The 10,998-nt window shown below is 59.0% G+C and carries 11 protein-coding genes; 8 read left to right on the top strand and 3 right to left on the bottom strand.

Annotated elements, in window-relative coordinates:
- The first annotated feature begins 23 nt into the window (after positions 1–23).
- From apaG to ABIE16_RS26045, 7 genes are all read left to right on the top strand, one after another.
- Complete coding sequence (gene apaG, locus ABIE16_RS26075; protein ID WP_095944860.1) at positions 24–404, top strand: Co2+/Mg2+ efflux protein ApaG; 381 nt, start codon at positions 24–26, stop codon at positions 402–404.
- On the top strand, positions 404–1,285 hold the full coding sequence (locus tag ABIE16_RS26070) for a symmetrical bis(5'-nucleosyl)-tetraphosphatase (RefSeq protein WP_150813997.1): 882 nt from the start codon (positions 404–406) through the stop codon (positions 1,283–1,285). The genes apaG and ABIE16_RS26070 overlap by 1 nt, the downstream gene beginning before the upstream one ends.
- Before the next feature lie 33 nt (positions 1,286–1,318).
- Positions 1,319–1,648, top strand: a complete 330-nt coding sequence (glpE, locus tag ABIE16_RS26065) for a thiosulfate sulfurtransferase GlpE (protein ID WP_429522209.1) — start codon at positions 1,319–1,321, stop codon at positions 1,646–1,648.
- A 297-nt stretch (positions 1,649–1,945) separates the two neighbouring features.
- Positions 1,946–3,868, top strand: a complete 1,923-nt coding sequence (locus tag ABIE16_RS26060; protein ID WP_057713069.1) for a PrkA family serine protein kinase — start codon at positions 1,946–1,948, stop codon at positions 3,866–3,868.
- Positions 3,869–4,072: 204 nt separating this feature from the next.
- Entirely contained in the window at positions 4,073–5,344 is a 1,272-nt protein-coding gene (locus ABIE16_RS26055; RefSeq protein WP_057713068.1) for a YeaH/YhbH family protein, read from the top strand.
- On the top strand, positions 5,341–6,903 hold the full coding sequence (locus ABIE16_RS26050) for a SpoVR family protein (RefSeq protein ID WP_057713067.1): 1,563 nt from the start codon (positions 5,341–5,343) through the stop codon (positions 6,901–6,903). Before ABIE16_RS26055 ends, ABIE16_RS26050 begins: the two co-directional genes overlap by 4 nt.
- 63 nt (positions 6,904–6,966) lie before the next feature.
- The gene (locus ABIE16_RS26045) at positions 6,967–8,196 is read left to right on the top strand and encodes a multifunctional CCA addition/repair protein (protein WP_429522208.1); all 1,230 of its coding nucleotides are present in this window, start codon (positions 6,967–6,969) and stop codon (positions 8,194–8,196) included.
- Positions 8,197–8,277: 81 nt separating this feature from the next.
- Here the strand turns inward: ABIE16_RS26045 and folK are convergent, their stop codons facing one another.
- Both folK and folB read right to left on the bottom strand, forming a co-directional pair.
- Positions 8,278–8,796, bottom strand: coding sequence for a 2-amino-4-hydroxy-6-hydroxymethyldihydropteridine diphosphokinase (folK, locus tag ABIE16_RS26040; protein ID WP_057713065.1), 519 nt, complete (start codon positions 8,794–8,796; stop codon positions 8,278–8,280).
- Positions 8,787–9,143: a dihydroneopterin aldolase gene (folB, locus tag ABIE16_RS26035; protein WP_008051601.1), complete on the bottom strand. Its 357-nt coding sequence runs from the start codon at positions 9,141–9,143 to the stop codon at positions 8,787–8,789. Before folB ends, folK begins: the two co-directional genes overlap by 10 nt.
- 74 nt (positions 9,144–9,217) lie before the next feature.
- On the opposite strand from folB, the gene plsY reads away from it, so the two are divergent.
- On the top strand, positions 9,218–9,787 hold the full coding sequence (gene plsY / locus ABIE16_RS26030) for a glycerol-3-phosphate 1-O-acyltransferase PlsY (protein WP_057713064.1): 570 nt from the start codon (positions 9,218–9,220) through the stop codon (positions 9,785–9,787).
- A gap of 23 nt (positions 9,788–9,810) precedes the next feature.
- Here plsY and tsaD read toward each other — a convergent pair whose 3' ends face one another.
- Positions 9,811–10,836: a tRNA (adenosine(37)-N6)-threonylcarbamoyltransferase complex transferase subunit TsaD gene (tsaD, locus tag ABIE16_RS26025; protein ID WP_057713063.1), complete on the bottom strand. Its 1,026-nt coding sequence runs from the start codon at positions 10,834–10,836 to the stop codon at positions 9,811–9,813.
- Between the last annotated feature and the right edge of the window lie 162 nt (positions 10,837–10,998).

The raw sequence follows: 10,998 nt of genomic DNA, 5'->3' as shown, positions 1-10,998 counted from the left end.
GCTTCGTTTTTAAGGCCCTTTGCATGTCCGATCCTCGCTATCAGGTCGACGTCAGCGTCGTCACCCGCTATCTGGCAGAACAATCGCAACCCGAGCACGACCGCTTTGCCTTCGCCTACACCATCACCGTGCAAAACAACGGTGAAATGCCCGCCAAACTGCTTTCACGGCACTGGGTCATCACCGATGGTGACGGGCATGTCGAAGAAGTGCGCGGTGCAGGCGTAGTCGGCCAGCAACCGTTGATCGAGCCCGGCAAGAGCCACACCTACAGCAGCGGCACGGTCATGACCACCAAGGTCGGCACCATGCAAGGCACCTATCAGATGCTGTCCGACGACGGTAAACATTTCGATGCCATCATCGCGCCTTTCCGCCTGGCGGTGCCCGGAGCCCTGCACTGATGGCAACGTACGCTGTCGGTGACCTGCAAGGCTGTCTTCAGGCCCTGCAATGCCTGCTCAAACAAGTGGCGTTCGACCCGAAACGCGATCGTCTGTGGCTGGTGGGCGACCTGGTGAACCGCGGCCCGCAGTCGCTGGAAACCTTGCGCTTCCTCTACAGCATTCGCGAATCGCTGGTGTGCGTGCTCGGCAACCATGACCTGCACTTGCTGGCGGCCGGACGCAATATCGAACGCCTGAAGAAGGCCGACACCCTGCGCGAGATCATTGAAGCGCCCGATAGCGCTGAACTGCTCGAATGGCTGCGCCAGCAAAAACTCATGCACTACGACGAACAGCGCAACCTTGTACTGGTCCATGCCGGCATTCCACCGCAGTGGTCGCTGCGCAAGGCCTTGAAATGTGCCGCCGAAGTCGAGGCTGCCTTGCGTGACGACAACCTGTTGCCGCCCTACCTCGATGGCATGTACGGCAACGATCCGGCGAAATGGGACAACGACCTCAAAGGCGTGACGCGCCTGCGGGTGATCACCAACTATTTCACCCGCATGCGTTTCTGCACCGCCGAAGGCAAACTCGACCTCAAGAGCAAGGAAGGCCTCGATACCGCACCACCTGGCTACAAACCCTGGTTCCAGCACAAGGAACGCAAGACCAAGAATCTGAAAATCATTTTCGGTCACTGGGCAGCGCTGGAAGGCAACGTCGAAGAGCCGGGTATTTCGGCGCTCGATACAGGCTGTGTCTGGGGCGGCGCCCTGACCCTGATGAACGTCGACAGCTTTGAGCGCCTGTCCTGCAAATGCGATGAACACGGTCATGCCGTACCGCCAGTCGCCTCATCCATTCCCCAAACATCGCCAGCCAGCGCCCCGCGCTAGACTGCCCATTCAGCCGAGCCACAGGAGCCCGCCATGAGCGAATTCAAACGTATTCCCCCGGAACAGGCCCAAGCCCTGCGCAAACAAGGCGCAGTGGTGGTCGACGTCCGCGACCCGGCCACTTTTGCCGCCCTGCACATCGCAGGTTCCAAGCATCTGGACAACCATTCCCTGCACGCTTTCATCCAGGGTGCCGACCTCGATGCACCGACCGTGGTGGTCTGCTATCACGGCAATTCCAGCCAGGGCGCGGCCGCTTACCTGATCAGCCAGGGCTTCTCCGACGTCTACAGCATGGATGGCGGATTCGAGTTGTGGCGTACGACGTATCCTGCGGAAACGGCGCAAGGCACCACTGAATAATTTTTTTGTAACGTTGCAGGCCCCGGCTCCCGCGGGCTAGCGCGGTGGCAGACGAACGGTCTGCCACAACTAATTACGTATCTCGCCTTTACCTCCCGAATTCCCAACTATCCTTAAGCCCAGGCCATCCAAAACAGGGGAGAGCCGGTACACCGGCGCACGGGTCATCGGGAGTAGCTTTCGGAGTAGTCAGCTCCGGGAGAGTTCTGGGGGGTAAACAGCAATCGCCTGTTCGGTTGCTGCCAGCATCGACTGAGTGATCCGGCGTCGGCTCCACGTATCGAGCGAGGTGACGTCATGAGTATCTTTAGCCACTTCCAACAACGCTTCGAGTCCACACGCCAGGAAGAACTCTCTCTGCAAGAGTATCTTGAGCTGTGCAAACAGGACCGCAGCGCCTACGCCTCCGCCGCCGAGCGTCTATTGCTGGCCATCGGTGAACCGGAACTGCTCGACACCTCGACCAACTCGAGACTGTCGCGCATCTTCTCCAACAAGGTCATCCGCCGCTATCCGGCCTTTGAAGACTTCCACGGGATGGAAGAATGCATCGACCAGATCGTGTCGTATTTCCGCCATGCCGCTCAGGGCCTGGAAGAGAAGAAACAGATCCTGTACCTGCTCGGCCCTGTCGGTGGCGGTAAATCGTCCCTGGCCGAGAAGCTCAAGCAACTGATAGAAAAAGTGCCCTTCTATGCAATCAAGGGCTCGCCGGTTTTCGAGTCGCCCCTGGGTCTTTTCAACGCCACCGAAGATGGCGCGATCCTCGAGGAAGACTTTGGCATTCCACGGCGCTACCTCAACACCATCATGTCGCCATGGGCGACCAAACGCCTGGCCGAATTCGGTGGCGACATCAGTCAGTTCCGCGTGGTCAAACTCTACCCGTCGATCCTCAACCAGGTCGCTGTGGCCAAGACCGAACCTGGCGACGAAAACAACCAGGACATCTCGGCGCTGGTGGGCAAGGTCGATATCCGCAAACTGGAAGAATTCCCGCAAAACGACGCCGACGCCTACAGCTACTCGGGCGCCCTGTGCCGGGCCAACCAGGGCCTGATGGAATTCGTCGAAATGTTCAAGGCACCGATCAAGGTGCTGCACCCACTGCTGACCGCCACCCAGGAAGGCAACTACAACAGTACCGAAGGCCTCGGCGCAATTCCGTTCACCGGGATCCTGCTAGCGCACTCCAACGAATCGGAGTGGCACACCTTCCGCAACAACAAGAACAACGAAGCCTTCATCGACCGGATCTACATCGTCAAAGTCCCGTACTGCCTGCGGGTCAGCGACGAAGTGAAGATCTACGACAAGCTCTTGTTCAACAGCTCGCTGGCCAAGGCCCATTGCGCGCCCGACACCCTGAAGATGCTGGCCCAGTTCACCGTGCTCTCGCGCCTCAAGGAGCCGGAAAACTCCAACATCTACTCGAAGATGCGCGTGTACGACGGCGAGAACCTAAAGGACACCGATCCGAAAGCCAAGTCGATCCAGGAATACCGCGACAATGCGGGCGTCGACGAAGGCATGAACGGTCTGTCGACCCGCTTCGCGTTCAAGATCCTGTCGAAGGTGTTCAACTTCGACCCGCACGAAATTGCCGCCAACCCGGTGCACCTGCTCTACGTGCTGGAACAACAGATCGAGCAGGAACAGTTCCAGGCCGAGACCCGCGAACGCTATCTGCGCTTCCTCAAGGAGTACCTGGCACCGCGCTACATCGAATTCATCGGCAAGGAGATCCAGACCGCCTACCTCGAGTCCTACAGCGAGTACGGCCAGAACATCTTCGATCGTTATGTGCTGTACGCCGACTTCTGGATCCAGGACCAGGAATACCGCGACCCGGAAACCGGCGAGATCCTCAACCGCGTAGCGTTGAACGAAGAACTGGAGAAAATCGAAAAACCGGCCGGCATCAGCAATCCGAAGGATTTCCGCAACGAAATCGTCAACTTCGTACTGCGCGCCCGAGCCAACAACAACGGCAAGAACCCGACCTGGCTCAGCTACGAAAAACTGCGGGTGGTCATCGAGAAGAAAATGTTCTCCAACACCGAGGACCTGCTGCCGGTCATCAGCTTCAATGCCAAGGCCAGCAAAGAGGACCAACAGAAACACAACGACTTCGTCACACGGATGGTCGAGCGCGGCTACACCGACAAACAGGTACGACTGCTGTCCGAGTGGTACCTGCGGGTCAGAAAATCACAGTAACCCGCTGCCGGTCAGACCGGTTGTCGTCAGCCAGAGGCCTGTGTACGCGTTTTCTGTTACACAGACCTCTGGAAGGTGTTCGAAAGTCGGTAGCGAGGTACAGGCAGCATCCAAAAGCGCTTGGGGGAGCGTGAACATCCCTTGGCACCGGTCCGATGCTGCATAACCGCTCGCCCCTTTCAGGACAGCTTCTAAGGAGCAGTCATGAGCTATGTGATCGACCGACGTCTCAATGGCAAGAACAAGAGCACGGTGAACCGCCAGCGTTTTCTGCGGCGCTACCGTGATCACATCAAGAAGGCTGTCGAAGAGGCGGTCAGCCGGCGCTCCATTACCGATATGGAACACGGCGAACAAATCAGCATTCCCGGCCGCGACATCGACGAGCCGGTGCTTCATCACGGTCGCGGTGGCAAGCAGACGGTCGTGCACCCGGGCAACAAGGAATTCACCAGTGGCGAACATATCGCCCGGCCACCGGGAGGCGGTGGCGGTCGAGGCCCCGGCAAGGCGGGCAATTCCGGCGAGGGGATGGACGAATTCGTCTTCCAGATTACCCAGGAAGAGTTCCTCGAGTTCATGTTCGAGGACCTCGAACTGCCCAACCTGGTCAAACGCAACCTGACCGGCACCGACACCTTCAAGACCGTGCGCGCCGGGATCAGCAACGAGGGCAACCCGTCGCGGATCAACATCATCCGCACCCTGCGCTCAGCCCACGCCCGGCGAATCGCCCTGTCCGGCAGCAGCCGCGCAAAACTGCGTGAAGCCAAGGAAGAACTTCTGCGACTCAAGCAAGAAGAACCGGACAACTTCGGCGATATCCAGGAAATCGAAGCAGAAATCGAAAAACTCAGCGCGCGCATTCACCGTATACCGTTTCTCGACACCTTCGACCTCAAGTACAACCTGCTCATCAAACAGCCCAACCCCAGTTCCAAGGCCGTGATGTTCTGCCTGATGGACGTGTCCGGCTCGATGACCCAGGCGACCAAGGACATCGCCAAGCGCTTCTTCATCCTGCTGTACCTGTTTCTCAAACGTAACTACGACAAGATCGATGTCGTGTTCATCCGCCACCACACCAGCGCCCGCGAAGTGGATGAAGAGGAGTTTTTCTACTCCCGGGAAACCGGCGGCACCATCGTCTCCAGCGCCTTGAAACTGATGCAGGAGATCATGGCCGAGCGTTATCCGAGCAACGAGTGGAACATCTACGCCGCCCAGGCCTCAGACGGTGACAACTGGAACGACGACTCTCCGATCTGCCGCGACATCCTGATCAACCAGATCATGCCATTCGTGCAGTACTACACTTACGTTGAGATCACCCCGCGCGAACACCAGGCCCTGTGGTTCGAGTACGAGCGCATCGCCGAAGCCTTTTCCGATACATTTGCCCAGCAACAACTGGTCTCGGCCGGGGATATCTATCCGGTCTTCCGTGAACTCTTCCAGCGCAGGTTAGTGACATGACCGCCAAAGAGCAGAAACGCCAACCCATTTCCACCGGCTCCGAATGGACGTTCGAGCTGATCCAGGCCTACGACCGCGAAATCAGTCGTATTGCGGCCGGTTACGCACTCGATACGTATCCCAACCAGATCGAAGTGATCACCGCCGAACAGATGATGGACGCCTACGCCTCGGTCGGTATGCCGCTGGGTTATCACCACTGGTCCTATGGCAAGCACTTCCTCAGCACCGAAAAGTCCTACACCCGCGGCCAGATGGGGCTGGCGTACGAGATCGTGATCAACTCCGACCCATGCATCGCCTACCTGATGGAAGAAAACACCATCTGCATGCAGGCGCTGGTGGTGGCCCATGCCTGCTACGGGCACAACAGCTTTTTCAAAGGCAATTACCTGTTCCGCACCTGGACTGACGCCAGTTCGATCATCGATTACCTGGTGTTTGCCAAGCAGTACATCATGCAGTGCGAAGAACGCCACGGTATCGACGCGGTCGAGGATCTGCTCGACTCCTGCCATGCGCTGATGAACTATGGTGTCGATCGTTACAAACGCCCTTATCCGATCTCCGCGGAGGAAGAACGTCGCCGGCAAAAGGACCGGGAAGAGCATTTACAGAAACAGATCAACGATCTGTGGCGCACCATTCCCAAGGGCGCGGACAAGTACAGCGACAAGGACAACGCACGCTTCCCCGCCGAACCCCAGGAAAACATCCTGTACTTCATCGAAAAACATGCGCCGCTGCTGGAGCCATGGCAGCGGGAAATCGTGCGTATCGTGCGCAAGATCGCCCAGTATTTTTATCCACAGCGTCAGACCCAGGTCATGAACGAGGGTTGGGCCACGTTCTGGCACTACACACTGATGAACGACCTGTACGACGAAGGCCTGGTCACCGACGGCTTCATGATGGAGTTCCTGACGTCCCACACCAGCGTGGTGTTCCAGCCTGGCTTCGATAGCCCCTACTACAGTGGCATCAACCCCTACGCCCTGGGGTTTGCCATGTACCGCGACATCCGCCGCATGTGCGAAGAGCCTACGGAAGAAGATCGCCGCTGGTTCCCTGACATTGCCGGTACCGACTGGCTGGCAGCCATCAAGTTCGCCATGAGCAGTTTCAAGGATGAGAGCTTCATCCTGCAGTACCTGTCGCCCAAGGTGATCCGCGACCTGAAGCTGTTCAGCATTCTCGATGACGACCAGAAGGACGACCTGCTGGTGCCCGCCATTCACGACGAAGGTGGCTACCGCATCATCAGGGAAACCCTCGCGGCACAGTACAACCTGGGCAATCGCGAGCCTAACGTGCAGATCTACAGCATCGACCGTCGCGGTGACCGCTCCCTGACCCTGCGTCACCAGCAGCACGACCGCAAACCGTTGGGGGACTCGACCGAAGAAGTGCTCAAACACCTGCACCGCCTCTGGGGCTTCGACATTCACCTGGAAACCCTGCAAGGCGATCAGGTCATGAAAACCCACCATGTGCCGCCCAGAAGCGAGCACAGCGAAGGTGATTACGGCCGCCTGGACTTGGCCGTCATCCATCTTTGATCCGGTTTGTGCCTCCGAAAGCTCGATGCAACGGTTATCCTGTCGAGCTAACGGAGGTTTTTTATGCGTATTTATAAAGTCGGCGGTGCGGTACGTGATCGCCTGCTGGGTAAACCGGTTACCGATATCGACTGGGTTGTGGTCGGCGCTACCACCGAAGAAATGCTCGCCAAGGGCTTTCGCCCGGTGGGCGCGGACTTCCCGGTGTTCCTTCATCCCAAAAGCGGTGAGGAATACGCCCTCGCCCGCACCGAGCGCAAAAGCGGACGCGGTTATGGCGGGTTCACTTTTCACGCCAGCCCTGAAGTCACCCTCGAAGAAGACCTGATCCGCCGCGACCTGACCATCAATGCCATGGCCGAGGACGATCAGCAGAACCTGACCGACCCGTACCACGGCCAGCGCGATCTTGAAGCGCGCCTGCTTCGCCATGTTTCCCCGGCATTTGCCGAAGATCCACTCCGCGTCCTGCGTGTTGCCCGCTTCGCGGCGCGTTACGCGACGCTGGGTTTTACCGTTGCCCCGGAAACCCTGGCGCTGATGCGCCAACTCAGCGAGTCAGGCGAACTTGAAGCGCTGACCCCCGAGCGCAGCTGGAAGGAAATTTCCCGCGCCCTGTTGGAGGATCAGCCACAGGTATTTGTTGAGGTTCTGCGCGCATGCAGCGCACTCAAGGTTCTGATGCCCGAGGTCGACGCGCTGTTTGGCGTACCGCAACCACCCGCCCATCACCCGGAAATCGATACAGGTGTACATACCCTGAGCGTGTTGCAGCAAGCCGCACTACACAAACAGCCACTCACCGTGCGCTGGGCGTGCCTGCTGCACGACCTGGGCAAGGGACTGACGCCAGAGAATGAATGGCCGCGACACATTGCCCACGAGTTCAAGGGCCTGAAGCTGATCAAGGCGGTCAATGAACGCTTCAAGGTGCCGAAGGACTGCCAGGAACTGGCGCTGCTGGTGGGCGAGTACCACACCCATGGGCATCGCGCCCTTGAACTGAAGCCATCGACATTGCTGGAATTGTTGCAAAGCTTCGACATTTACCGTCGGCCACAGCGGTTCGAGGAGTTCATCGCCGCCTGCGAGATGGATGCGCGTGGGCGCAAAGGGCTGGAAGAAAGAAGTTACCCACAGGCAGATTACTTGCGCGGCGCGGCAACTGCGGCGCGTAGCGTGGCGGTTCAGCCGTTGCTGGAGAAAGGCTTCAAGGGGCCGGAGTTGGGGGAGGAGATCAAGCGCGAGCGGCTAAAAGCCTTGAAAGCCTACAAAGAGGCTGCGTCGACCTGAAAAGCTTCGCGGACAGGCTCGCTCCCACAGGCTTACGCCAACCCTGTAGGAGCGAGCCTGCTCGCGAAGACGTCAGTAAGGTCACAACAAATCTGAAGGTGTCAGCTGTTCACCGCACCATTCGAACGCTACTGGCGCCAACACCTGATCGATCTGCGCTTCAGCCCACAAAGTCGCAAAACTCTTGCCTGCGCCCGGGTGCACGCGATCCGGCGCTATCAACGACAACGGCCACAGAACGAACGCATTTTTCAGAATTTCTGCCCGCGGCAAGATCAAGCCATCGAAATTGCCCACCAGGTCACCGAACAACAATACGTCGATATCCAGCGGCAAACCTCGGCGATCCGGTGCGTAACGACCGTTATCCGCCTCAATGAACTTCAATCGACGATCAAGCTCCATCAGCGGCAGATCGGTATACGCCGACACCACGAAATTGAAGAACGGCCCGCTCTTGATGCCCACCGGCTGGCTTTCGAACACCGCCGAACAGCGGATATCGACAAGGAATGCCGCTAGAGCATCGAGTCCCGCCCGCAAATGGGTTTCACGCTCGATATTGCTACCGAGCCCGAGGTACACCTGAGTCAGCGACATCCGCGCTCGATCTCCACGCCCACACCGCCGGTGGCAGCCGGGACGGCCCCGGGCTTGGTCAACTTAAGGCGCATCCAGGTGATCTTGAATTCGCTCATCAGCACTTCAACCAGGCGCTCGGCAAAGGTTTCCACCAACTGGAATTGCGCCTGCTCGGCAAACGCCTGGATGCGCGAGGAAACACTGGCGTAGTCGAGCGCCAGGGTCAGGTCATCACCGGCTGCGGCCGGGCGATTATCCCAAGCGAAGCTCAGGTCAAGACGCAAGCACTGTCGGATGCCTCGTTCCCAGTCGTAGGCACCAATCACCGTGTCGACTTCCAGGCCCTCGATAAACACTCTGTCCAAGCACTTCTCTCCGCTACACGACAAGGGCGCAATGCGCCGTTAGAATCAGGGCTTCCTCGCCCGGAATAGTTAGCATGTTTTGGTTATTGGCGATCCTCGCCTACCTGCTCGGCTCTCTGTCCTTTGCCATTTTGCTCAGCCGCATGACCGGTAACCCCGATCCGCGAATGAGTGGCTCGGGCAATGCCGGTGCCACCAACATGTTGCGCCTGGCCGGCAAGAAGCTCGCCATCCTGACCCTGCTCGGGGACCTTTGCAAAGGCCTGCTGCCGGTACTGATTGCGCGTCTTGCGGGTCTTTCGCAGCAGGAACAGGCCTGGATCGGCGTCTATGCCGTCATCGGCCATCTGTTTCCGTTGTACTTTCGCTTTCGCGGCGGCAAGGGCGTCGCCACCGCTGCCGGCATGTTGCTGGGACTGTACCCGCCCGCTGCCCTTCTGGCGGTCTGCACCTGGCTCTTGACGTTCTACCTGACCCGCACCAGCTCCCTGGCCGCCCTCATCGCCACACCGCTGACCTTGCCGTTGCTGGCCTGGCAAGAACCGGCCGCCCTGCTGCCCATGAGCACGCTCACCGGGCTGATCGTCTGGCGTCATCGCGGTAATCTACGCGACCTGTTTGCCGGGCGCGAACGGCATTTCTAGCCGCCGGACATGAGCACCGCTCATCACAATGCGGTCAACTGCTCCATCGGCCAACGCGCCTGCACGCTGATCGCCAGGCTTTCCTGCTGACCGGCCTGCAAGCGCTGGCAGCCGGCAAAGGCAATCATCGCGCCGTTATCGGTGCAGAACTGCGCACGGGCATAAAACACATCGCCCTTCATGTCGCCGAGCATTTTCTCCAGGGAAGTGCGCAACGCCTTGTTGGCACTGACGCCCCCTGCAATCACCAGGCGCTTCATGCCAGCGGCCTTCAGGGCACGCTTGCACTTGATGGTCAAAGTCTCCACCACGGCCTGCTGGAATGCCAGCGCGATGTCGCAACGGGCTTGCTCTCCGTCGTCCCCGGCGTTGACGCACTGTTGCCAGGTGTTCAGCGCAAAGGTTTTCAGGCCACTGAAGCTGAAATCCAGGCCCGGACGGTCGCACATCGGCCGCGGGAAGACGAAACGCCCTGCAACGCCCTGTTCTGCAAGGCGAGCGATCTCCGGCCCGCCCGGATAATTGAGCCCCATCATCTTGGCCGTCTTGTCGAAGGCCTCGCCGGCGGCGTCATCCAGGGTCTCGCCCAGAAGCGTGTACTGACCGATTCCGTCGACCTGAACCAGTTGCGTGTGACCACCCGACACCAACAAAGCGACGAACGGAAATTCCGGCGGTTGCGACTCCAGCATCGGCGCCAGCAAATGGCCTTCCATGTGATGCACGCCAAGGGCCGGAATACCCCAGGCAAAGGCCAGCGCCTGAGCACAGGAAGCCCCTACCAGCAAGGCACCCACCAGGCCAGGACCCGCGGTGTAGGCGATCGCATCGATCTCGGTCGGCACGCAGTCGGCCTCGGCCAACACCTGACGAATCAAGGGCAGCATGCGTTTGACGTGATCGCGTGAAGCCAGCTCCGGCACCACGCCACCATAGGCACGGTGCAGGTCGATCTGACTGAACAACGCGTCGGCCAGCAGGCCGCGTTCACTGTCATACAATGCGACACCAGTTTCGTCGCAGGATGTTTCTAATCCCAGTACTAGCATGGGTTTGCGCCTTGTTTAGGCTGAATTCGAAGGCGCGCATAATAGTCGTCGCGTGATGCCCCTACCAGCGGTTTTCGATCAGAGGCTTTGCATTCCGAGCGTTGAGGGGTTAACATCCGCAACCCTTAAAAACCGACGTCTTCAAGTGCTCTTTTGCCGCGA

Origin of the sequence: Pseudomonas sp. 2725 (assembly GCF_050434585.1) — a bacterium.
Taxonomy (GTDB): domain Bacteria; phylum Pseudomonadota; class Gammaproteobacteria; order Pseudomonadales; family Pseudomonadaceae; genus Aquipseudomonas; species Aquipseudomonas jessenii.
This window is presented reverse-complemented; position numbering and strand designations above follow the sequence as displayed.

Coding starts and splice junctions, on each gene's coding strand:
- ABIE16_RS26060 (WP_057713069.1), top strand. CDS start 1,946: ATGAGTATCTTTAGCCACTTCCAACAACGCTTCGAGTCCACACGCCAG.
- plsY (WP_057713064.1), top strand. CDS start 9,218: ATGTTTTGGTTATTGGCGATCCTCGCCTACCTGCTCGGCTCTCTGTCC.
- glpE (WP_429522209.1), top strand. CDS start 1,319: ATGAGCGAATTCAAACGTATTCCCCCGGAACAGGCCCAAGCCCTGCGC.
- tsaD (WP_057713063.1), bottom strand. CDS start 10,836: ATGCTAGTACTGGGATTAGAAACATCCTGCGACGAAACTGGTGTCGCA.
- apaG (WP_095944860.1), top strand. CDS start 24: ATGTCCGATCCTCGCTATCAGGTCGACGTCAGCGTCGTCACCCGCTAT.
- ABIE16_RS26070 (WP_150813997.1), top strand. CDS start 404: ATGGCAACGTACGCTGTCGGTGACCTGCAAGGCTGTCTTCAGGCCCTG.
- ABIE16_RS26050 (WP_057713067.1), top strand. CDS start 5,341: ATGACCGCCAAAGAGCAGAAACGCCAACCCATTTCCACCGGCTCCGAA.
- ABIE16_RS26055 (WP_057713068.1), top strand. CDS start 4,073: ATGAGCTATGTGATCGACCGACGTCTCAATGGCAAGAACAAGAGCACG.
- folK (WP_057713065.1), bottom strand. CDS start 8,796: ATGTCGCTGACTCAGGTGTACCTCGGGCTCGGTAGCAATATCGAGCGT.
- ABIE16_RS26045 (WP_429522208.1), top strand. CDS start 6,967: ATGCGTATTTATAAAGTCGGCGGTGCGGTACGTGATCGCCTGCTGGGT.